The following is a 20,813-nucleotide window of genomic DNA, read 5'->3' as shown; positions in this document are numbered from 1 at the left end:
CGATATGAAGAGTGTTGCATGGACTGGTGACAGTTGAAGGCAGCACTCTTTTTTGTTATAATAAGTTGTATTCTATTGAAAGAAAGGAACAGTTATGTTTGCAGATAGAGCAAAGATTTTAATCAGATCCGGAAAGGGCGGCGATGGACACGTCAGTTTCCGGCGTGAACTTTATGTTCCCAATGGCGGACCTGACGGCGGCGACGGCGGCCGGGGCGGTGATGTGATCTTTGAAGTGGACGAAGGGTTAAATACGCTTCAGGATTTCCGGCACCGGAGAAAATTTGCGGCAAAAGATGGGGAACCGGGCGGGAAGCGGCGTTGTCACGGCGCGGATGCACAGGATATTGTGCTAAAGGTCCCGGAAGGTACTGTGATCAAGGAAGCAGAGTCCGGTAAGGTGATTGCCGATATGTCCGGAGATAACCGCAGACAGGTGATATTAAAAGGCGGAAAAGGCGGTCTTGGCAATCAGCATTTTGCTACTGCCACGATGCAGATTCCCAAGTACGCGCAGCCAGGCCAGCCATCCAGAGAACTCTGGGTTTTGCTGGAGCTGAAGGTCATCGCAGATGTGGGACTGATCGGGTTCCCCAATGTAGGAAAATCCACCCTTCTTTCCCGGGTAACCAATGCAAAGCCCAAGATTGCAAACTATCATTTTACGACCTTAAACCCTAACCTGGGCGTAGTAGACCTGCCGAATGGCAAAGGATTTGTGATCGCTGATATCCCCGGACTGATCGAGGGGGCGTCAGAAGGCCTTGGACTGGGTCATGAATTCCTTCGTCATATTGAGCGTACCCGCATGATGATCCATGTAGTGGACGCTGCAGGAACAGAAGGCAGAGATCCGGTAGAAGATATCTATAAGATCAATGAAGAGCTGAAAGCCTATAACCCGGAAATTGCTGCACGCCCGCAGGTGATCGCGGCAAATAAGACAGACGTGATCTATCCGGAGGGAGAAGATCCGGTGGAAAGGCTGAAAAAGGAGTTTGAACCGCAGGGATATCCGGTCTTTCCGATCTCAGGAGTGACGGGAGAAGGCGTGCAGGAGCTGCTCTATTATGTATCAGAACAGCTGGAAAAGCTGGAACAGGAACCGATTACATTCCGTCAGGAATATTTTCCGGAGGAAGAGCTTCTTTATGAAAATCTTCCCTATACGGTAACAAAGGAAGATGGTATGTATGTGGTAGAAGGCCCGAAGATTGAAAAAATGCTGGGGTACACCAATCTGGATTCTGAGAAAGGATTTATCTTTTTCCAGAAGTTCCTAAGGGATACCGGCATCCTGGAGGAGCTTGAGGCAGCCGGTATCCAGGAAGGGGATACTGTGCGGATGTACGGACTTCAGTTTGATTATTATAAATAAGGAGCAGAAGAGATGACAACAAAGCAGAGAGCATATTTGAAGAGCCTGGCAATGACTATGGATCCCATTTTCCAGATTGGGAAGAACAGCATGACGCCGGAACTGACACAGGCGGTAAAGGAAGCGCTGGATGCAAGAGAACTGATTAAGCTTAGCGTATTAAAAAACTGTGCCGACGATCCAAGAGAACTGGCTGCGATGATGGCTGAGAGGACACATGCCCAGGTGGTTCAGGTGATCGGTAAAAAAATAGTACTTTACAAGGAAGGTAAAGATAAAAATAAAAAGATCCAGCTTCCATAAGTAAAAAGAAACCAAAGGTGACGGGATATGAAAATCGGAATAATGGGCGGAACCTTTGATCCGATCCATAATGGACATTTGATGTTGGGCGAGGCGGCTTATGAGGCATTTGAACTGGAAAAAATCTGGTTCCTGCCAAATGGCAATCCTCCCCATAAAAAGAGTAGCGGAATAGAAGCGGATGCGTCGGACAGAGTAACCATGACAAGGCTTGCAGTTTCCGGGATTCCATATTTCCGGGTAGAGACTTATGAGGCTGACCGCAAAGAGGTTTCCTGCACATATCGCACGCTGGAATATTTCCATGAGAAAAATCCGAAGGATCAGATGTATTTTATTATCGGGGCCGACTCGCTTTTTTCCATTGAAAGCTGGGTTCATCCGGAACGGATCTTTCCCCGGTGTACCATTCTGGCGGCTTACCGGGATGAGGTAAACTCCAGAAAAATGATGGAGAAAAAAATCTGGTATTTGCAGGAAAAATATCATGCAGACATACGGCTTTTGGTGACGCCGCTGATGCACGTTGCGTCCCATGAACTTCGCCAGCTTATAAAAGAGGGGAAGGATATCTCCCCATATGTGCCGGAGCCGGTGGTTCAATATATAGAGGAGCACGGTCTATATCGGCCCTGAAATCAGAAAAGAGAGAATGAGTGTCTATGAATCAGCAGATTACAAAAATACGCCGTAAATTAATAGCAGAACTGGATAAAGAACGGTATGAACATACGCTTGGTGTCATGTACACCGCTGCTTCTATGGCGATGTGCCATGGGGAAGATGTGGAGCAGGCGCTGCTTGCGGGGCTTCTTCATGATTGTGCAAAGTGTATTCCGGGAGAGAATAAGATTAAAATGTGTGAGAAGTATCATCTGAACGTATCAGAAGTAGAACGGGAGAATCCCAGTCTTCTCCACGCTAAGCTGGGGGCGTTTCTGGCAGCGAAAAAGTACCATGTCGAGGACAGAGAAGTGCTTTGTGCTATCGCGAGTCATACCACGGGACGGCCTCATATGACGCTTCTGGAAAAAATCATTTTTATTGCTGATTATATCGAGCCGGGACGCCGTGAACTTCCCAATATGGAGGAGGTAAGGCATCTGGCTTTTCGTGACATCGACGGGTGTCTTCTCCGGATTCTGGAAGATTCCCTGGAATATCTGAACCATCTTTCAAAGCCGATTGATCCTATGACAGAAAAAACATATGAATATTATAAAATGAAATCAGAAGAAAAATAAAGAAGATAAAATTATTTTTAAGGAGGAAAAGCTATGGAGCAGGCAAAGTATATGCTGAAGCTTTTGTATCAGGCGTTAGAGGATAAGAAGGGCGAAGATATTGTAATGATCGATATTTCGCAGATTTCTGTACTTGCTGATTACTTTATTATCTGCAGCGCCGGAAGCGACAGCCAGATCCAGGCGCTGATGGACAGTGTGGAAGAGAAAATGCATCAGGAAGGCTTTGAGGTCCGCCAGCAGGAAGGACGTAATTCCGGAACCTGGGTACTGATGGATTTCGGCGATGTGATCGTACACATCTTTGACAGGGAAAACCGGAGTTTCTATAATCTGGAACGGATCTGGAACGACGGCAGAAGAGTGGAAATAGAGGAACTTTCATAACCCTTTCACAGAAGATACGATTACAGATTGAAAAGAAGCTGGCGAAAGGCTTATCGCTATCGGAGATCATACAACAAAATAATAGAATGAAAAAACAAGCTTGTTTCCGAAGTTCCGGAAAACAAGCTTGTTTTATAATCTTAATCTTAGAAGAAACGGAATACACCGATGACTTTTCCCATGATCTGTACATCTCGAACAATAATCGGATCCATATAATCATTTTCCGGCTGCAGACGGATGATCCCTTCTTCTTTGTAAAATGTCTTGACTGTTGCGCCGTCTTCAATCAGAGCAACAACCATATCTCCGTTTCTGGCTGTCTGCGTCTGCTCGACAAGTACATAATCCCCATCAAGAATGCCGGCATTGATCATGCTTTCACCACGAACCTTCAACATAAATGTCTGCTGATTCGGCATGTATTCCATAGGAATAGGGAAGTAGTTTTCAATATTCTGTTCTGCGAGGAGAGGTTCACCTGCAGCAACACGGCCCGACAATTGGAACATTGACCATTTCCCGGCGTGTAAAGTTAAATGATTCATCCAGGATCTCAATGGCTCTTGGCTTCGTAGGATCCCTGCGGATATATCCGTTCTTTTCCAGTGTTTCGAGATGGGAGTGAACGGAAGAAGTGGATTTTAAATGAACCGCTTCACAGATATCACGTACTGATGGAGGAAAACCACGCTCCAGAATCTGTGATTTGATGTATTCCAGAATTTCTAATTGCTTAGCGCTGATTTTTCCCTGTGTCATGCTATACCTCCCAAATTATAAGTTCATACAGATGATCTAAGTTCATTTCTTACAAAATATTTTAACACAGCGAGAATCAAAAAGCAAACAAATGTTTCGGAAAATATGTTCGATTTTCAAGTAAAAACAGTTGACAAACATCTGTTCGGAATATATAATAAGAACATAAGTTTTGAACGTTTGTTCGAGAGAACGGGAGAGAAAAATAATGATTCGGGGAGGAAAGAGAATATGAATACCAGAAGACTTCATCATCAGAGAAAAAGAATGAGACAGGTTTATTTAAAGAAAATGTTTTTTTGTGCTGCAACTTTTGTATTTGTTTTATGCCCTCAGTGTTCTGGCGGGAAGTCGTATGGCAGATGCACATGTTGATTCTCAAAACACTTTAAAGAAATATTATAAAAGCATCGAGGTGGAATCCGGTGATACTTTATGGGACATTGCCTCTGAATATGCAGGAACAGATAATCAGGAAAAGATCCGCAGTTATGTAGGCGAAATCATGAAAATCAATGGCATGACTGCAGATACTATACAGTCGGGAGAATATCTGACCGTTGTTTATTACGCTGACTGATAAAAACAATCAGTATATCCGGCATATCAATGTGGATGATCCCTGTATAATTCCGGGCTTGCTAAGTTAATCTGCATTTGATATATATTATACTCACCCATATAAGATCCGAAGCGAGGAGCTTCGGATCTTATACTATGAACGGTGAAAGACAGGTGTACATGCACACAGCTCGAACTTGCTTCGTTCTACAGCTTCTTCACGCTGATATATCAATCTATACGTCAAATCTCGATTTTTCCAAAAGATATGGACAGATTTCCGGACTTATGCTATAATATAACAGGTTTTTCAGAATCCGCCTGTTTTCGTATGGCAGATGAGAACAAATAATAAGGGGATGTTTTGTTATGGCTGAAACAAGAACGTATCATGAACAAACACGGATCGATCAGACCCTTCGCCTCAGAGAGGTTTTGAAGACCCTTCCTGATTTTGCGAAGGATTTTTTTCGTGCAATGGAACCGCGTTCTTCTGCAAAAACTCGTATGAATTATGCGTATGATATCCGTGTTTTTTTTCACTTTTTAATGGATCATAATCCGGTTTATAAAAATTATACGATAGATCAGTTTGTGCCTGCAGATCTGGAACGTCTGGAACCGGTGGACATTGAGGAATATATGGAGTATCTGAAGGTTTACAAACGTGATTCCGATCAGGAACTGATGACGAATGGTGAAAAGGGTCTGGCGCGTAAAATGTCTGCTTTGAGAAGTTTTTATAACTATTATTATAAACATCAGATTATCACAAAGAATCCTGTGTTATTGGTGGATATGCCAAAGCTTCATGAAAAAGCGATTATCCGACTGGATGCCGATGAAGTGGCTCTTCTGCTTGATTTTGTGGAATCTGCAGGATCTAAGTTGACCGGACAGGCGCTTGCCTATTATAAGAAAACCAGGGACCGTGATCTGGCAATCCTGACTCTTCTGCTTGGCACCGGGATCCGTGTATCAGAGTGTGTGGGACTGGATCTTACGGATGTGGATTTTAAGAACCAGGGAATTACAGTCACAAGAAAAGGCGGGAACCAGATGGTTGTATATTTTGGAGATGAAGTCGCAAAAGCGCTTCGGGTCTATATGGAGGGAGACCGCAAAGCGTCCGCTCCCCTCTCCGGCCATGAAAACGCTCTGTTTCTTTCTACACAGAAAAAACGGATGGGTGTACAGGCTGTGGAAAATATGGTTAAGAAGTATGCAAAACAGGTTACGCCATATAAAAAGATCACGCCTCATAAACTTCGCAGTACCTATGGCACTTCTCTATATAAAGAAACCGGGGATATCTACCTGGTAGCGGATGTTCTGGGACATAAAGATGTGAACACGACCAAAAAACACTATGCAGCGATTGACGAAGACCGGAGGCGTCAGGCTGCTTCGGCTGTAAAACTTCGGGAAAGTTAGTTGTCTTATCTACAAATATATAAATAGGATTAAATGACAGAAAGGGTTAAGTAACAATGAAACTGCAGCAGTTATTAAGTTATACCAGAAAAGCGGTGGATGAATATCAGATGATAGAGGAAGGTGATCATATAGCGGTTGGGATCTCTGGTGGAAAAGACAGCCTGACTCTGCTGTATGCCCTGCATGGTCTTAAGCGTTTTTATCCGAAACGGTTTGAGCTTAGCGCAGTTACCGTAGATCTTGGCTATGAAGCCTGTGATTTTTCGCCGGTGGCAGATCTTTGCAGGGAACTGGACGTTCCTTATCATATTGTAAAGACAGACATCGCCCATATTTTATTTGAAGAGCGAAAGGAGCCCAATCCCTGTTCTTTGTGCGCCAAGATGCGTAAAGGTGCTCTGAATCAGGCTGTGAAGAACATAGGCTGCAATAAGGTGGCCTATGCTCATCACAAAGATGATATTGTGGAGACCATGCTTCTCTCTCTCTTTTTTGAAGGACGCTTTTATTCTTTCTCTCCCCGCACTTATCTGGATCGTATGGAACTGACGGTCATTCGTCCCATGATGTTTGTAGATGAGGCGGATGTGATTGGCTTTATGCACAAATATGAGCTTCCGGTGGTAAAAAGCAGGTGCCCCATCGACGGACTGACTAAGCGGCAGTATGCAAAGGAGTTGGTACGGACGTTAAATAAAGAACATCCGGGCGTAAAACAAAGGATGTTCACGGCGATCCTGAATGGAAATATTAAGGGATGGCCCGAACGCATTCCCCACATCCGGTAAAAAGCAAAAAACTGCCCGGCAGGAGAACCGGGCAGCTTTTTTATTCTGTTCTGTAAAATAATGAGCGAAATTATAAGCGCTTTGGCTCGTCTTTTTCTTTGATCTCTACCAGTTTGAGGATCGCCTCTGCAGTTCCGTCAATGCCAAGTACAGAGCTGTCCAGGCATACGTCATAACTGTCGGCGTCAGACCATTTCTTATTGCTGTAGTAATTGTAATAGCTGGAACGCTGTTTGTCTGTCTTCTGTATCAGTTCTTTTGCCTTTGCGTCTGTCAGATCATAGATCCTGGCAATTCTGCGGATTCTGGCATCCAGATTTGCGTGGATAAACAGACTCAATACATTGTCGTAATTTTCCAGCGCATAATCGGCACAACGTCCGACCAGGATACAGGGGCCTTCTTCCGCGATCTTTTTGATCGCATCAAACTGTGCCAGGAATACCTTGTGGTTGATGGGCATATCCGTGTAACTTCCGGAAGAATATCCAAAAGAATAAGTGTCCATGACCAGTGAATAAAGGAAGCTGTTTGTGGGCTTTTCATCATGAGTCTCAAACAATTCCTGGCATATGCCGCTTTCTTTGGCTGCCCGGTTGAGCATCTCCTTATCATATAATTTGATTCCCAGTTCATCTGCTACCTTGTAGCCGATCTCTCGTCCGGCGCTGCCGTACTCTCTACCTATAGTAATAATTGTTGAAGTTTTTGCCATACTTTTCACGCTCCTTTATCGTATATTAGGTATTATACATCAATTTGTCTAATAATTCCACAAAATATTGTGGCAATGGAGCTTCTATTTCCAGATATTCTCCTGTGACCGGGTGCACGAATCCCAGGATTCTTGCATGAAGGGTCTGCCCCTGGAGTCTGGGGAAGGGACATTTTTTCGGCCCATAGACGACGTCTCCAACCAACGGATGGCCGATGCTTGCCATATGTACCCGGATCTGATGGGTGCGTCCTGTTTCCAGCTGACAGCGAATATAGGTATAATCGCCGAAACGCTGCAACACCTGGTAATGGGTGACGGCAGGTTTCCCGTTTTTTGCATGGATGCTCATTTTTTTCCGGTCTGTGGGATGGCGGCCGATGGGCGCGTTTATGGTTCCCTCTTCTTCCTTGATATTGCCGTGTACGATGGCTTCATACACACGGTGAATGGAATGTTCTTTGAGCTGCGCCGACAGGCTCTGATGGGCGGCGTCTGTTTTACAGACGACAAGAGAGCCTGTGGTATCCATATCAATCCGATGAACAATTCCCGGACGCATGACGCCGTTGATGCCGGAAAGCTCTTCTCCGCAGTGGTACATCAGTGCGTTGACCAATGTGCCGGTATAATGACCGGGAGCCGGATGTACAACCATCTGTTTTGGTTTGTTTACAACGAGAAGATCCGGGTCTTCATACAGAATATCCAGAGGGATATTCTCCGCCGGGATATCCGGTTCTTTTATATCCGGAAGGGAAAGAGAAATGTAATCGCCGGCAGAAAGCCTGTAATTTGCCTTTACCGGTTTTTGATTTACCAGGACAAGGTTATCCCGGATTAGTTTCTGGATATAGGATCTGGAGCGGTCTTCCAGCTCTTCGGCAAGATACCGGTCAATCCGTTCGCCTTCCTGGCTTTCTACGGTGAAGTATTCGTTCAAGATCTTCCTCCTTGTAATAAAAGAAAAGTAACAGGATCAGGGCAAAGGCAGCAACTGTAACATAGATATCCGCTACATTAAAAATCGGAAAATCAATCAGCACAAAATAAAAAAAATCCACCACATAGCCCTGGATCACACGGTCGATACAATTTCCCCAGGCGCCGGCAACGATCAGAATGCCGCAGATCCTAAGAGGAAGAAAATGTTCCTCCAAAGGAGTCCTAAGAAACAGCCAGATGACTGCAGCGGTAATCAGTACAGCGCTCAGAATGAAAAAGCCCTGAAATCCCTGGAAAATGCCAAAGGCGGCTCCCCTGTTTTCCAGATAATGAAGTTCAAATACATGATGCAGGATTACAAGGGGATCCTTTCCTTTCAGATGTTCCACTGCAAGAAGCTTGGTAAACTGGTCCAGTAAGACAAGGGCAAAGGCCGCTGCAAATGCTTTGAGATAAGTGATATATCTTTTTTTGGTTTCAATCTGCATGTTCCCTCCATAGACGTCATACATATGACTGGAAATCGGTTTTAGGTATACTTTCGGACAGTGATCAGATAGCGTCCTTTTTTCGTTTCAGAAAGAATGCCATCGTACCGGATCCGTCCCATTTTTCGGACAGAGATGATATCTTCTTCTCGAAGGCGGTATCCATTGCTTGTGATCAGTCTGCCGTTTACAAATACGCGGGCGCTTTCAATCAAGGAAGTAATCTTGTTCCTCGACAGCGGATAAGCGATCGCAAGAATCGTGTCAAGGCGAACGGACGGTACCGTCCCTTTCAGAACTTCGTATTCCGGTTCAAAATCTTCCTGAAAAGAAGAAAGGAGATTTACTTTCACAGCCGTATGTCTGACTTTTGTAAGTTCTCCGGAAACGTATCCGGCGAGTTCTTCTTTCAGGAATAATATAGCAGAATCCTTTCGAGTCAGGATATCGCCAATCTTAGAACGATCAATTCCAAGATTCATTATAGCGCCAAGATAATCTCTGTGAGTCAGTTCCTCTGCAAACTTTCGGTTTACCGGGAGGATTTCCAGAATCTGAATCGGATATTCATACTCATAATAAAGAGCATCAGGTAGAAATGCTGCCATCTGACGCTCTGAAAAATCATATCCTCCAAAGGTTTCATAACGGGATGAAAGCTGATCCTTTGGAATGGTATGTAAAATATTTAATTCATTCAGATTAAGAAAATCAGAGAATGTGACAATCCCGCGGTTATAGGCAGTTCTGGAAAGCTCGCCGAAACGCTTTTGCAACATAATCTCTTCTTTAGTCATAACGATAAAACTCTTTGTTAATAAATATTAAAATCTAGTACGCATGGAAGACGCATCAAAAGATGTGTTCAGAAGATCCTGAAGGTCACCGGAAATATCAACATTCGTAGGTGTAACCAGGAAAATGTAATTGGAAATCTTCTGAAGGTTTCCACTGATGGCGTAAGTGGCGCCGGAAGTAAAATCAATGATACGCTGCGCGATCTCCAGATCCAGTCCTTCCAGATTCAAAATAACAGTTCTGCCGCTCAGCAGGGTTTCAGTAATCTCTCTGGCATCGTCAACAGAGGTCGGCTTAATCACACAGACTTCCATGCTTACATTGTTTCTTCTGGCCGGCTGGCGCATCGGGGTTACTTTATTGCCGGAGTGTGAAGAGGTCCTGGATGATTTGGATGCTAACTCATAAGACTCCTCTTCTTCCTCTTCATATTTCTTAGATCGTCCGCCGAAAAGACTTTTTTTCGGTTTCTCTTCCTCGTAATCGTCATCATAATCTTCATCGAAGAGATCGTCGTCATAGTCGTCTCCATCGTTCAGCTTCATGATATCCAAGAACTTATCTAATACTCCCATCATTTAATCTCCTATCTTATGTTTCCTTATCGAGCATAGTCCCGGGCGCCAAAGATACCGGTGCCTACCCGGATCATAGTTGCACCTTCTTCAATAGCCACCTGGTAATCTCCCGTCATACCCATTGACAAAATGCTCATAGTAATATTATCAATGTTTTTGGCTGCGATGTCAACAGATAATTTGCGTAAACCGGCGAAAAATGGGCGATTTTCCTCTGGATTTTCCGTAAATGGGGCAATGGTCATCAGTCCTTTTACGCGGATATGAGAAAATTGAGCAATTTTATCCACAAAAGAATCTAACTCTTCCGGTAAAACACCAAATTTACTCTCCTCTTTTGCCACGTTGACTTCGATCAGGACATTGGCTGTCAGATCATGTTTTTGGGCTTCCTTTTCAATGGTTTCAGCAAGCCTTAGAGAATCAACGGAATGGATCAGCGCTGCTTTATCGATGATATATTTTACCTTATTTCTCTGCAGATGACCGATCAGATGCCACTGGATGTCAGAAGGAAGGGCGTCGTATTTTTCGGTCAGTTCCTGTACTTTGTTTTCGCCGAAGGTTCGGATCCCGAGATCATAGGCTTCCTGAAGCATATGGACAGGTTTGGTTTTGCTGACGGCGATAAGCGTCACCTCTTCTCTGGAACGTCCGGACTTTAAGCAGGCCCTGGAAATATTTTTTTCAACTTCTGCAAGGTTTTCAGAAAGCATGAGCTTCACTCCTTTTTCTTTTTTTTAATAATCTAGAAAATCACATCGTTTTCATGGATCCCGTCTCCGTCCAGGGCAATGTGGTCATAATTAGCCAGACCATAATCGTTTCCCGATTCTATGATGTAATACTCATCACTTGCACAAAGGATTTTCACCTGGCGGAATTCCGCATACCCTTTGTTGATGTTGTAAACGCCCTGCAAAGACGCCTTTTCCTTTAACTGGCAGGTATGATCAGAATCTTCCTTCCGCAAGGTGACTCCTTCTTCCAGAAGATCCGTATCCAGATAGACCATGCCTGTTTCATTGTCCCGGTAATATACTTCGGCTTCCTGAAAACGGGCATTGTCTGTTCCGTCATCCACTAAAACGCCGGTTTCCTTAGAGTTGCCGCCCAGAGTGAGATAATCCTCTGGCACAATATAGAACTCTTTTTCCACCACAGAAGACTTGGGGATTTTTAACCCGGACTGGTCTTCCAGGATCAGTTCTACGTCTACATATCTGTCAGCGGCATAACGGATCATGGAAGCTTCTATTGTGAGGAATCCGATAAAGGTTTTTCCTTTTTTGCGGATGTCAAGTCCTGCGGTTGTAGTCTGCTCATCTTTTGAAAATTGAATGGAGATCCGGCTGACATCCTGAAGCTCCTTTGCGGTCTCCTTATCCAGCAGGATCGCGATCTGCCAGACGTCTGAACGGATCAGTTTGTAGACCGGATCGCCGGCCCTGACATACATATTGTCAGGCAGACCGGTAACTTTATAATCTGTTTTCGCGATCATATCTTCGGTAACGTCTTCTGCTTTGACAGACTCGTAACCATCAACCGAAAAAACGGCGATCCCATCGCTGGCAGCAGGGTAAATCCGAAGACTGGAAGGATCTTCTGCGGCCATCTGATTAAGCTGGGCGCGCCGGCTCTGGTTGGACTTACTGTCAAGGACGGTAGAAATGGTGTCCTTTAAGGTATAGACATCAGAAAAATTATCACTTTGAAAGCTGTCGCTGAAATTTTTAGTCTGTTGAAGAATGGACGCCTGCTCTTCCGCTGTCAGAGACTGCGAGGCATCGGATGCGGAAGGATCTGCAAACGTGAGTTTATCGGGGGGACAGACAGTATACGCTGGTCTGTGCGCCTACTTTGCTGCCTTCCAGAATAAAGTAATTAACATAACCTTCGGCGTCAGCCTGTACAACCGTCTCATCACGGATCACCAGGCCGGTGTAGGCGTCGTCTCTCTGAATAGAGCCTTCGCGTACTTCATAGATGGACACATGGTTCCCTGTGAGATAAAGAAGAATGGTGGCTGTCAGATAAATAAAAATAACTCCGAAAATGAAAATACCTATGTTAAAATTCCATTTTTTTCGATAAATTTGTATATTGGTCGGTTTTTGACTACTCAAAGATTACGTCCTCCCCTGCCCGGGATCCATATGCTTCAGAGCTGCGCCATGCAGATAGCTGCAGCGGATTCCCTGTCGGCTCTGTGTTCGTTCCATAATACTTAAAAATTCATCCCTTAGTTTCCACCAGCTGGTTCCCCAGTTACAGAATACGGAATCTTCTTTGGGGATACGGCCAAAAAGACGTTCTACGGCGATGTCCGGAGACAGATATTCCAGAAAAGCCTTTAGTCTGCGGAAATACTCCTCTTTGGAACACAACGTTATTGTACCATTTTCCCAGGCGTCGCACAACCTTGTGTTTTTGGCGATATAAAGAGAATGAGCCTTTACAGTCTGTATCTGAAGTGCTGACAGCAGTTTAGCCGTTTCTATGGCGTCAGTGATCCTGTCTCCCGGCAGGTTTAAAATTACATGCGTACAGATATCGAATCCGTAAGGCCGTATTTTCAAAACACTGTCTACAAACTCTGCCAGCGTATGGCCTCTGTTTACAGAGAGTAAAGTATGATAATTTGCAGTCTGAAGCCCCAGTTCGATCGTAATCTGTATCCCGGACTCCCGGCGGATCTCATCCAGAACTTGAAGATAGTCGCCGCGGATGCAGTCAGGCCTTGTAGATACGGCGATTTCTGCAATATCTGTACAGGAAGCCGCTTCCTTTATATAAGCGCGGAACTGTTCTAGGGGAAGAAACGTATTGGTATAATTCTGGAAATAAGCAATATATTTGTAGGCGTGATATTTTTCCCGGATTCGTTGTTTCGTTAATTCGATCTGTTCCGCCACCGGTATGTGACAGTCCAGGGACTCAAATCCGGCGCCGGCGCCCGCGCAAAATGTGCATCCTTTGTTTCCGCCTTTCCGGTTGGGACAGCTTACCGGCAGATTTACGGGCAGTTTATATACTTTTTCTCCGTACTTTTTTTTCAGATACAGAGAATAGGGATAATAATATAAAGTTTCCTGCATGATAAAACCTCGATTTCAAGTGTATAATTCTTCCGGATCCGGCAATACTAAGGGCAGCATGGAAAAAGGAGGAATTGCAATGAAATGGTTTGATTATACCGCGCTGACCCTGGTGATCATAGGGGCGGTAAACTGGCTGCTGGTCGGAATATTCCGGTTTGATCTGGTAGCCTTCCTGTTTGGAAATCTGTCCTGGCTCTCCCGTATCATCTATACGCTGGTGGGGCTTTGCGGTTTATATCTGATCAGTCTGTACGGAAGGATCACTGGTTCGTCATAACAAAAGCACATCATTCTCCATAGAGTAAAGGGGTATCTCATCAGATCGAGATGCCCCTTTGTGTTTATTCTGTGCCTCCGGATGCGGGCAGCGCCTGCAGAAGGGCTGTCATATCCTGGTATAAAAGCTCTTTTGTGTCCGCGCCCATGATCACAGAGATATAAGGCTTTTGGGAGGCGTCTTCGCTTAACAGTATCAGACAATTCCCCGCAAGCTTTGTGGTACCGGTCTTCCCGCCGATCAGAGAAACATTTGTCGGGGAAGAAGCTTCTCCCGTAGCATAAAAATTAGTCGGCTCCCACTCTACCTCCCTGGGATTTCCATCCGCTCCTGTGATCTGCGGTTTATACGCATCGGCCTGGATCACTTCCACAAATTCCTCATGCCGGATACATTCGTTGAAGATCAGATAAAGGTCATAGGCGGTGGTATAATGATTTTCACTGTGAAGACCATGTGGATTTTCAAAATGTGTGGAGGTTGCCATCAGTTCTCTGGCCTTGTCATTCATCATGTCTGTGAATGTATTCACATCACCGCCAACTGCCTCAGCAATGGCGACGGCAGCATCGTTGCCGGAACAAAGCAAAAGTCCGTAGAGAAGATCTTTCAGTGTAAGCTGATCGCCTGTTTCTAGCTCGCAGACCGATTCATCTGCAGCGAAACTGGATGCGGAAGCAGCTTCCGATACGGTAACCTGTGAAGAAAGATCTCCGGATTCTATTGCTACCAGCGCTGTCATGATCTTTGTCGTGCTTGCCGGATAGAGCCGGTCGTATACCTGATAAGAAAAATCAACAGAGGATTCCTCTACATCAAAAAGTGCGGCTGCATGCAGACCGCTGACATCCGGCGCGCCGGCCATCTCCACATTTCCATCCGGTACGCAGAGATCTTCCGCAAAAAGACCGGACCGGTAAATATCCTGATTATAAGTTTTTGTTTCATATTCTGCGACCAGATCGTCCGCTTCAAACAGAGAACAGCCCGTCAGACACAGGCATCCCGCAAGAACGGAAGCAATCAGCCGGATCTGTTTATCGATACATTTCACGCCAGTCAAGATCTCCTCTGTCAATTGCTAAAATAATGAGCTCTGCAGTGGCAAGGTTTGTTGCCAGCGGGATGTTGTACATATCGCACAGCCGGATCACATCGTTAAGGTCCGGTTCGTGAGGCTTCGGATTGGATGGCTCACGAAGAAAAATAAGGGCGTCTATATCATTCTGGGCAATCTGTGCGCCAAGCTGCTGCTTGCCGCCCAGGGGACCGGCAAGATATTTATGAATGTTAAGATTTGTAACCTCTTCGATCAGCCGACCTGTGGTCCCGGTTGCATATAGATTATGCTTACTTAAGATTCCCCGGTATGCGATGCAGAAATTCTGCATCAGTGTCTTTTTGGAATCGTGTGCTATCAGCCCTATATTCATTCTTCTCACTCCTTATTGATATTTTTTCGGCTGTAATCCAACATTTAGGACAAGACCGATACCAATATACAGACTGACAAGAGATGTCAGGCCATAACTTACAAACGGTAGCGGAACCCCAGTGTTTGGAATCAGTTGTGTAGCAACTCCTATATTAATAAAACTCTGTATCCCTATCAGGCCGCCTACGCCGCAGCATATGATACGTCCTGACAGGTTGTGCGATCGTGTTCCTATCAATATACATTGTATCACAATCAGCAACAGTAACGCAATAATAATACAGCTTCCGACAAAGCCAAGTTCCTCTCCTACTATGGCAAAGATAAAGTCTGTGCCGGGCTCCAGGATAAAATCTCCGTTTTTAACAGATTCGGTCGTGTTATTGTTAAGGCCTTTGCCGGTCAGCTGTCCGGAGCCGATTGCCATCACGGAATTGCGTTGCTGATATGCGCCGTCACTGGCGTATTTTTCCGGTTCCAGGAAGGCAAGGATCCGTTCCTGCTGATAATCTTTCAGAAAAGGCTGGTCGGGCTGCACTACAATACTGAGGAATATCACTGCAACCGGGATCAGGATTACCAGTACTGTGCCGATAAATTTATAGCTAAGGCCGCCGATATAGATCAGGAGGCATAACACCAGAGCTGTACATATGGTTGTGGACAGGTTGGGCTCTGCTATGATCAGCGCCAGAGGGATGGCACAGAGAACCGCATATTTTAAAAGTGTAAATTTATCATTGATATCATCTTCGTGTTCTGTGATAAATTTTGCAAAAAACAGGATCAGAAGTATTTTTGCAAGCTCGGAGGGCTGGAACTGGGTGAAGCCCAGGTTGATCCAGCGTGTGGCTCCGTTTACCTCGGTACCGATCACCAGCACGGCGGCAAGGATCAGTACGACAAAGCCATAGATCAGCCAGTAAAAATCCATCAGCCATACATAATCTATCAGTGATATGAATACCATGACACAAAGGCCAAAGACCAGACCGATGATCTGTCTTGACTGGTTGTCCGGTTCAGCACTCCCAATGACGAATACTCCAAGAACAGAGAGCGCAAGAACCAGAATGACAAGATTCATTTTATAATCTTTTAAGTGATATCTTTTGATAAAGTTTGGTAATCTCACAATTCTTCTCCTAAAAATGTGATGATGATCTGTGTACGTTTGATTTCTACAATAAAATTATCTTCTGTAAGTTCCATGTATTTGGACAGGGTCTCGTAGAGGCCGCGGCAGATATCCTCGCAGGCGGCAGGCGAACAGTTCACCCTGTCGGAAGTGACCAGTGCTTTCAGCCGGTGGCGGGCAATTGAAACAGAAGATCTTCTTATCATACCGAACCCTCCTAATCCCGCTTAAACATTCCGGAAAGTCTGGAAAAAAATCCGCCGCCTGCTTTCAGATCCAGAAACGGGACTTCCTCTCCCGCGATCCGTCTGCAGATATTCATATAAGCAGTCTGTGCGGGACCGCCAAGTCCTATGACAGGTTCGCCCTGATTGGTGGCAATCACCACTTTTTCATCATCCGGCAGGACGCCGATCAGAGGAATAGAGAGAATCTCTGTCACATCATCGACAGACATCATATCTCCTCGTTTCACCATGTCCATGCGGATCCGGTTGATGATCAGATCCATCTTTTTGATCTGTGTTTTTTCTATTAGTCCGATGATCCGGTCCGCGTCCCGTATGGAAGAGACTTCCGGAGTGGTTACGACGATTGCCCGGTCCGCGCCGGCAATAGCATTTTGAAATCCCTGTTCGATCCCGGCCGGACAGTCCAGAAGAACATAATCAAACTCCTCTTTTAATTCGGAAGTCAGCTTTTTCATCTGTCCGGGAGAGATAGCTGTTTTATCTCTGGTCTGTGCTGAGGGAAGCAGATAAAGATTTTCATATCTTTTATCCCGGATCATCGCCTGTTTCAGACGACAGTTTCCTTCGATCACGTCAACCAGATTGTATACGATCAGATTTTCCAGTCCCATGACCACATCCAGATTCCGAAGTCCCAGATCGGTGTCAATCACAACGACTTTCTTTTCCAGTTTTGAAAGGCCTGCGCCGATATTTGCGGTAGTTGTGGTTTTCCCCACACCGCCTTTTCCTGATGTGATAACAATAACTTCGCCCATGAATAACTTCCTCCTGTCACTGGTTTTACATCGTTATAATCTTTAATCCCCTGTCGTACTTGCGGCAATTTCTGATGCCGTTCCAGTTATGAGTTCTTCTTCCGGCTTGATCTGATAATAGTATTCCATCACATCGTTGCCGACTTCTGCAGCATATGTGGAGCTGTATCCGTTGGCGATACGGGTCGCAAAAGCCACTTCCGGGCTGTCGCTCTGTGCAAAACCTACAAAGAGCGCATGGTCCGGATGGGTCTCGCTCTGCTGAGCCGTACCGGTTTTTCCGGATACTTTGATCCCACTGGCGTTCAGTTTGGAAAACACACGGGCCTGTGACACTGCGATCACATTACGCATGCCGTTGTGAACAGCTGTCCAGCTTGTAGAAGAAATGTCGGAAAGGGTATTTTTTACTTCCGGCGTAAAATCTTTGACAACTTTTCCGTCTACAGAGACTACTTTGTCCAGCAGGCTTAAATTGTAAACTGTTCCCTTATTGGCAACAGCGGTAATATATCTGGCAAGCTGACTGGTCGTATAGTTGTTGTTACCCTGACCGATCGCTGACAGAACTGAGGTTTCATCGGAGATCTGCGGGGAGGATTCAGGGATCTCCAGCCCCGAGGTTTCGCCAAGACCAAAGGCAGTGGCGTATTTTTTCAGTGTATCCGTACCCAGATCGCTGGAAAATGCAACATCATCCGGCTGACCGTCCCCGTTTTCATCCGGTCCGCTGCGTTTCAGACTCATCTGGTAGCCGACTTCATAGAAGAAGCAGTTACAGGAATTCTGAATCCCGCCTTCCACGTTCAGACTGCCATGGGCATTTGGATAGATCCAGCATCTCGGATGCGGATCAACTTTCTGATATTCGCCGGAACAGTTAAAATAGGTGCCGGTATCCAGGATCCCTTCCGTAAGGCCGGCCAGAGCTACCAGTGGTTTGTAGGTAGAACCCGGCGCCGTCTTCTCCTGGGTGGCCGTATTGTACATAGGACTTGCATTATCCTTAGCCAGTTTATTGAAATAATCCGAATCCATGGTATTGGCAAGTCTGTTATTGTCATAGCCCGGATAGGAAACACAGGCAAGGACTTCTCCGGTTGCGGGATCTGTCATTACAAAAGAACCGGTACAGGGTTCCAGCCCCAGCTGTCCGGGTGTAAGCTCCAGAGACTGGATCTTGGAACGGACAAAGTCATAGGCGCCCATACTTCCGGTGTTCAGGGCATTGTACATCGCCTCGTCCATGGGAAGAACTCCCTGTTCATAGAGGATCATGCACAGTTGTCTTCCGGAAACGGCCCCGGCCTTGATCATATACTGATAGATAATTTTGTCAAATTCCGTATCATCGCTGATGGCGTCCATGACATATGCAAGGATGGCCTGATAGGTTTCAGCAGCGTCGGAATAATCTTCTTCGGAAGAGACATAATCTGCCAGCAAAGAGGTGTCGATCCAGTTCTGAGAAATACAGTAATTCAGGTAAGTGTAGATATTGATCGTTTCATCCTTGCGCCAGGCCTGGTAAGTTTCGTCTCCGGTGTCGATCGCATCACCCATCAGGATTCCGGAATTTTGATTCAGAACGGTATTTACAATATAGCTCTGATACGCTTTCTGTTCGCTTCCCGCATCCTTATATGCACTGGCGTCCGGATCTGAAAGAATCTCATTTATCTCTGCCAGAACCTGTTCCTTGCGTGCCTGATAAGCGCCGTACACTTCCTTTTCTGCAGCGCCGGCATCTTCTGCGCCAAAATGAGTCATATCGAGGATTTCGTTGTCAATAAAAGCATGATAGACGTCTCCGATCGGAATGATCACATCACTTCCGTCATCCACTTTCGTGCGGTCAAAGTCCAGTGTGTTCTGGATCCTGGAAAGAAGGATGCCTGCCAGTTCCTGTTCGATAATATGATAAGTGGCTTTTTGCAGATCTGCGTCAATGGTCAGGTAAAGATCGTTCCCGGCCTTTTCTTCTTTACTTTTCTCCCGTTCGATCACGCGTCCGACATTATTGACATACAGGGTTTCACTCCCCTTTTCCCCTTTCAGGTAGGAGTCCATCACCTGCTCGAGACCGGACTTGCCAACAGTATCTGTAAGTGCATACTTTTCCTGCTCTTCTTTGGAAAGCGCGTCATATTCTTCCTGTGAGATCTGTCCGGTATAGCCGATAATATTGGCAAAACAATAGCTGTCATTATATCTTCGTATGGAAACTTCTTCAATATTTACACCGGGAAGGGTATCCAGATGTTCCATAACGTCGGCCACTGTCTCTTCGCTGACATCTTCCGCAATGGTTGTGGAAAGCCACTGCTGATAACTGTTAAGAGAAATGGCGTAACGGATGTTCACAAGCTTTAACACATCAGCGCGACTTAACTTCTTCTGATCAATATCATATCCGTAAACCTCATCGGTACACAGATAGTTGATCAGATCTTCGGCAGAAATATTCCTCTGCTTTTTGGTCAGCTGGTCGATCGTCCGGTAGCCGAAAACATCGGCGAGAAAACGGAGCTTTTCCGTATCTGTCTCGGCAATATAAATATAGTTATCGTTATTGTCCAGAACAATTCCGAAATCGTTGATCACTGTGTCTCCGTTTGACTCTACCATCTGGATCACGGTTTCGACCGTCTGGTTCAGATCTTTATTTTTATAATCGCTGCTGTATTCAAAGGTTACAGAATACGCAAGATCGTTATAAGCCAGAAGATTTCCGTTTCGGTCGTAGATATTGCCTCTCGTCCCTTCGATCTCTTTGGTCTTCTGTATCTGCAGCTCATAATCTTCCGCATAATCCGCGCCCCGGACGATCTGCAGATAGAAAAGGCGTTGTACCAGGATCGAAGCCATGATGCAAAAGACAATAATGGCAACGGAAGTTCTGGAGCTTACGACCTCTGAAATCCCGTATTTGATTTTTTTCCAGAAATTAGACAAATTTACTTGCACTCCTTTGTTCTTCTGCTTCCAGTTTTTTGTTGATCTGTAAGATCGCCTGATAAAGCAGCAGTGTGATCAGTATGGTGTATACCAGTTCCGGTAGAATGATCTCGAACAGATATCCCGGAAAATCAAAGTCTCCGTGGAGCATATGCAGGCAGATATAGCTGCAAAGCCCGTAAACCAGTTCGCTTGCGCCGATCAGACCAATCGGGAGCTTAATGTCATCGTCATAAAACAGTCTCTGAAATGCTCCGTTGGCATAGCCGATCACTGTATAGATCAGCATATAAAGCCCCAGGGAATCACCCCAGAACAGATCCGAGAGAAGTCCGCAGATAAATCCTACAAACATCCCACTTTTTTTCCCGCGCATAAAACCGAAAGAAGAAGTTACGATGATCATAAGATTTGGCTTGATCAGCGCGAAGGATAAATGGTCAAACAACGTACATTCCAGAAAAAAGCAAGCCAGAATAATAGCAAAGGTAATGAGCTTTCTTTTCAT

25 protein-coding genes and 1 pseudogene are annotated in these 20,813 nt (G+C 45.4%); 9 read left to right on the top strand and 17 right to left on the bottom strand.

Annotated features, from left to right (window positions below; translation table 11 throughout):
- Nucleotides 1-94: 94 nt before the first annotated feature.
- The 5 genes from obgE to rsfS are packed head-to-tail and all read left to right on the top strand — an operon-like array spanning nucleotide 95 to nucleotide 3,312.
- A complete protein-coding gene (gene obgE / locus ABGT54_RS07680) occupies nucleotides 95-1,378 on the top strand; it encodes a GTPase ObgE (protein ID WP_346663550.1) in 1,284 nt (427 codons plus the stop codon).
- 12 nt (nucleotides 1,379-1,390) lie between these two features.
- Entirely contained in the window at nucleotides 1,391-1,681 is a 291-nt protein-coding gene (yhbY, locus tag ABGT54_RS07675; protein WP_346663549.1) for a ribosome assembly RNA-binding protein YhbY, read from the top strand.
- A 27-nt stretch (nucleotides 1,682-1,708) separates the two neighbouring features.
- Nucleotides 1,709-2,317, top strand: a complete 609-nt coding sequence (gene nadD / locus ABGT54_RS07670; protein WP_346663548.1) for a nicotinate-nucleotide adenylyltransferase — start codon at nucleotides 1,709-1,711, stop codon at nucleotides 2,315-2,317.
- A gap of 26 nt (nucleotides 2,318-2,343) precedes the next feature.
- A complete protein-coding gene (yqeK, locus tag ABGT54_RS07665) occupies nucleotides 2,344-2,925 on the top strand; it encodes a bis(5'-nucleosyl)-tetraphosphatase (symmetrical) YqeK (protein WP_346663547.1) in 582 nt (193 codons plus the stop codon).
- A gap of 33 nt (nucleotides 2,926-2,958) precedes the next feature.
- A complete protein-coding gene (rsfS, locus tag ABGT54_RS07660; protein ID WP_346663546.1) occupies nucleotides 2,959-3,312 on the top strand; it encodes a ribosome silencing factor in 354 nt (117 codons plus the stop codon).
- Nucleotides 3,313-3,458: 146 nt separating this feature from the next.
- Here the strand turns inward: rsfS and lexA are convergent.
- Nucleotides 3,459-4,074: pseudogene (lexA, locus tag ABGT54_RS07655) on the bottom strand (transcriptional repressor LexA).
- A gap of 355 nt (nucleotides 4,075-4,429) precedes the next feature.
- Between lexA and ABGT54_RS07650 the strand changes: the two are divergent.
- From ABGT54_RS07650 to ABGT54_RS07640, 3 genes are all read left to right on the top strand, one after another.
- A complete protein-coding gene (locus tag ABGT54_RS07650; RefSeq protein WP_346663545.1) occupies nucleotides 4,430-4,654 on the top strand; it encodes a LysM peptidoglycan-binding domain-containing protein in 225 nt (74 codons plus the stop codon).
- Between the two features lie 350 nt (nucleotides 4,655-5,004).
- The gene (locus tag ABGT54_RS07645; RefSeq protein WP_346663544.1) at nucleotides 5,005-6,069 is read left to right on the top strand and encodes a tyrosine-type recombinase/integrase; all 1,065 of its coding nucleotides are present in this window, start codon (nucleotides 5,005-5,007) and stop codon (nucleotides 6,067-6,069) included.
- Between the two features lie 56 nt (nucleotides 6,070-6,125).
- Nucleotides 6,126-6,860, top strand: coding sequence for an ATP-binding protein (locus ABGT54_RS07640; protein WP_346663543.1), 735 nt, complete (start codon nucleotides 6,126-6,128; stop codon nucleotides 6,858-6,860).
- 70 nt (nucleotides 6,861-6,930) lie between these two features.
- On the opposite strand, the gene ABGT54_RS07635 is transcribed toward ABGT54_RS07640, so the two are convergent.
- The 9 genes from ABGT54_RS07635 to ABGT54_RS07595 all read right to left on the bottom strand — a co-directional run bounded on the left by ABGT54_RS07635 (nucleotide 6,931) and on the right by ABGT54_RS07595 (nucleotide 13,485).
- A complete protein-coding gene (locus ABGT54_RS07635) occupies nucleotides 6,931-7,575 on the bottom strand; it encodes a cytidylate kinase-like family protein (protein ID WP_346663542.1) in 645 nt (214 codons plus the stop codon).
- Nucleotides 7,576-7,600: 25 nt separating this feature from the next.
- On the bottom strand, nucleotides 7,601-8,518 hold the full coding sequence (locus tag ABGT54_RS07630) for an RluA family pseudouridine synthase (protein ID WP_346663541.1): 918 nt from the start codon (nucleotides 8,516-8,518) through the stop codon (nucleotides 7,601-7,603).
- Nucleotides 8,472-9,008, bottom strand: coding sequence for a signal peptidase II (gene lspA / locus ABGT54_RS07625; RefSeq protein ID WP_346663540.1), 537 nt, complete (start codon nucleotides 9,006-9,008; stop codon nucleotides 8,472-8,474). The genes ABGT54_RS07630 and lspA overlap by 47 nt, the downstream gene beginning before the upstream one ends.
- A gap of 41 nt (nucleotides 9,009-9,049) precedes the next feature.
- Nucleotides 9,050-9,805, bottom strand: coding sequence for a YlmH/Sll1252 family protein (locus tag ABGT54_RS07620; RefSeq protein WP_346663539.1), 756 nt, complete (start codon nucleotides 9,803-9,805; stop codon nucleotides 9,050-9,052).
- Between the two features lie 27 nt (nucleotides 9,806-9,832).
- On the bottom strand, nucleotides 9,833-10,381 hold the full coding sequence (locus tag ABGT54_RS07615; RefSeq protein ID WP_346663959.1) for a cell division protein SepF: 549 nt from the start codon (nucleotides 10,379-10,381) through the stop codon (nucleotides 9,833-9,835).
- Nucleotides 10,382-10,407: 26 nt separating this feature from the next.
- On the bottom strand, nucleotides 10,408-11,100 hold the full coding sequence (locus tag ABGT54_RS07610; RefSeq protein WP_346663538.1) for a YggS family pyridoxal phosphate-dependent enzyme: 693 nt from the start codon (nucleotides 11,098-11,100) through the stop codon (nucleotides 10,408-10,410).
- Between the two features lie 32 nt (nucleotides 11,101-11,132).
- Entirely contained in the window at nucleotides 11,133-12,137 is a 1,005-nt protein-coding gene (locus tag ABGT54_RS07605; RefSeq protein ID WP_346663958.1) for an HlyD family efflux transporter periplasmic adaptor subunit, read from the bottom strand.
- A 67-nt stretch (nucleotides 12,138-12,204) separates the two neighbouring features.
- Complete coding sequence (locus ABGT54_RS07600; RefSeq protein ID WP_346663537.1) at nucleotides 12,205-12,513, bottom strand: HlyD family efflux transporter periplasmic adaptor subunit; 309 nt, start codon at nucleotides 12,511-12,513, stop codon at nucleotides 12,205-12,207.
- 3 nt (nucleotides 12,514-12,516) lie between these two features.
- A complete protein-coding gene (locus ABGT54_RS07595; RefSeq protein WP_346663536.1) occupies nucleotides 12,517-13,485 on the bottom strand; it encodes a TIGR01212 family radical SAM protein in 969 nt (322 codons plus the stop codon).
- Between the two features lie 79 nt (nucleotides 13,486-13,564).
- Between ABGT54_RS07595 and ABGT54_RS07590 the strand changes: the two genes are divergently transcribed.
- Complete coding sequence (locus tag ABGT54_RS07590) at nucleotides 13,565-13,765, top strand: DUF378 domain-containing protein (RefSeq protein ID WP_346663535.1); 201 nt, start codon at nucleotides 13,565-13,567, stop codon at nucleotides 13,763-13,765.
- Between the two features lie 64 nt (nucleotides 13,766-13,829).
- On the opposite strand, the gene ABGT54_RS07585 is transcribed toward ABGT54_RS07590, so the two are convergent.
- Genes ABGT54_RS07585 through mreD form a run of 7 tightly spaced genes read right to left on the bottom strand, consistent with a single transcriptional unit; the run spans nucleotide 13,830 to nucleotide 20,813 of the window.
- Nucleotides 13,830-14,819: a serine hydrolase gene (locus ABGT54_RS07585; protein WP_346663534.1), complete on the bottom strand. Its 990-nt coding sequence runs from the start codon at nucleotides 14,817-14,819 to the stop codon at nucleotides 13,830-13,832.
- Nucleotides 14,803-15,198, bottom strand: a complete 396-nt coding sequence (gene mgsA, locus ABGT54_RS07580) for a methylglyoxal synthase (RefSeq protein ID WP_346663533.1) — start codon at nucleotides 15,196-15,198, stop codon at nucleotides 14,803-14,805. Before mgsA ends, ABGT54_RS07585 begins: the two co-directional genes overlap by 17 nt.
- Nucleotides 15,199-15,210: 12 nt before the next feature.
- Complete coding sequence (locus ABGT54_RS07575; protein WP_346663532.1) at nucleotides 15,211-16,335, bottom strand: FtsW/RodA/SpoVE family cell cycle protein; 1,125 nt, start codon at nucleotides 16,333-16,335, stop codon at nucleotides 15,211-15,213.
- Entirely contained in the window at nucleotides 16,332-16,544 is a 213-nt protein-coding gene (locus tag ABGT54_RS07570) for a cell division topological specificity factor MinE (RefSeq protein WP_346663531.1), read from the bottom strand. The genes ABGT54_RS07575 and ABGT54_RS07570 overlap by 4 nt, the downstream gene beginning before the upstream one ends.
- Nucleotides 16,545-16,555: 11 nt before the next feature.
- On the bottom strand, nucleotides 16,556-17,347 hold the full coding sequence (minD, locus tag ABGT54_RS07565; protein WP_346663530.1) for a septum site-determining protein MinD: 792 nt from the start codon (nucleotides 17,345-17,347) through the stop codon (nucleotides 16,556-16,558).
- 42 nt (nucleotides 17,348-17,389) lie between these two features.
- Nucleotides 17,390-20,302: a penicillin-binding transpeptidase domain-containing protein gene (locus tag ABGT54_RS07560; RefSeq protein ID WP_346663529.1), complete on the bottom strand. Its 2,913-nt coding sequence runs from the start codon at nucleotides 20,300-20,302 to the stop codon at nucleotides 17,390-17,392.
- Complete coding sequence (gene mreD / locus ABGT54_RS07555; protein WP_346663528.1) at nucleotides 20,295-20,813, bottom strand: rod shape-determining protein MreD; 519 nt, start codon at nucleotides 20,811-20,813, stop codon at nucleotides 20,295-20,297. The genes ABGT54_RS07560 and mreD overlap by 8 nt, the downstream gene beginning before the upstream one ends.

It is taken from the genome of uncultured Merdimonas sp., assembly GCF_963929015.1.
Taxonomy (GTDB): domain Bacteria; phylum Bacillota; class Clostridia; order Lachnospirales; family Lachnospiraceae; genus Merdimonas.
Note: the sequence above shows the minus strand (reverse complement) of the source record. Positions and strands in the feature narration are given on the sequence as shown.

Coding starts and splice junctions, on each gene's coding strand:
- obgE (WP_346663550.1), top strand. CDS start 95: ATGTTTGCAGATAGAGCAAAGATTTTAATCAGATCCGGAAAGGGCGGC.
- yhbY (WP_346663549.1), top strand. CDS start 1,391: ATGACAACAAAGCAGAGAGCATATTTGAAGAGCCTGGCAATGACTATG.
- nadD (WP_346663548.1), top strand. CDS start 1,709: ATGAAAATCGGAATAATGGGCGGAACCTTTGATCCGATCCATAATGGA.
- yqeK (WP_346663547.1), top strand. CDS start 2,344: ATGAATCAGCAGATTACAAAAATACGCCGTAAATTAATAGCAGAACTG.
- rsfS (WP_346663546.1), top strand. CDS start 2,959: ATGGAGCAGGCAAAGTATATGCTGAAGCTTTTGTATCAGGCGTTAGAG.
- ABGT54_RS07650 (WP_346663545.1), top strand. CDS start 4,430: ATGGCAGATGCACATGTTGATTCTCAAAACACTTTAAAGAAATATTAT.
- ABGT54_RS07645 (WP_346663544.1), top strand. CDS start 5,005: ATGGCTGAAACAAGAACGTATCATGAACAAACACGGATCGATCAGACC.
- ABGT54_RS07640 (WP_346663543.1), top strand. CDS start 6,126: ATGAAACTGCAGCAGTTATTAAGTTATACCAGAAAAGCGGTGGATGAA.
- ABGT54_RS07635 (WP_346663542.1), bottom strand. CDS start 7,575: ATGGCAAAAACTTCAACAATTATTACTATAGGTAGAGAGTACGGCAGC.
- lspA (WP_346663540.1), bottom strand. CDS start 9,008: ATGCAGATTGAAACCAAAAAAAGATATATCACTTATCTCAAAGCATTT.
- ABGT54_RS07620 (WP_346663539.1), bottom strand. CDS start 9,805: ATGACTAAAGAAGAGATTATGTTGCAAAAGCGTTTCGGCGAGCTTTCC.
- ABGT54_RS07615 (WP_346663959.1), bottom strand. CDS start 10,381: ATGGGAGTATTAGATAAGTTCTTGGATATCATGAAGCTGAACGATGGA.
- ABGT54_RS07610 (WP_346663538.1), bottom strand. CDS start 11,100: ATGCTTTCTGAAAACCTTGCAGAAGTTGAAAAAAATATTTCCAGGGCC.
- ABGT54_RS07595 (WP_346663536.1), bottom strand. CDS start 13,485: ATGCAGGAAACTTTATATTATTATCCCTATTCTCTGTATCTGAAAAAA.
- ABGT54_RS07590 (WP_346663535.1), top strand. CDS start 13,565: ATGAAATGGTTTGATTATACCGCGCTGACCCTGGTGATCATAGGGGCG.
- mgsA (WP_346663533.1), bottom strand. CDS start 15,198: ATGAATATAGGGCTGATAGCACACGATTCCAAAAAGACACTGATGCAG.
- ABGT54_RS07570 (WP_346663531.1), bottom strand. CDS start 16,544: ATGATAAGAAGATCTTCTGTTTCAATTGCCCGCCACCGGCTGAAAGCA.
- minD (WP_346663530.1), bottom strand. CDS start 17,347: ATGGGCGAAGTTATTGTTATCACATCAGGAAAAGGCGGTGTGGGGAAA.
- mreD (WP_346663528.1), bottom strand. CDS start 20,813: ATGAAAAGAAAGCTCATTACCTTTGCTATTATTCTGGCTTGCTTTTTT.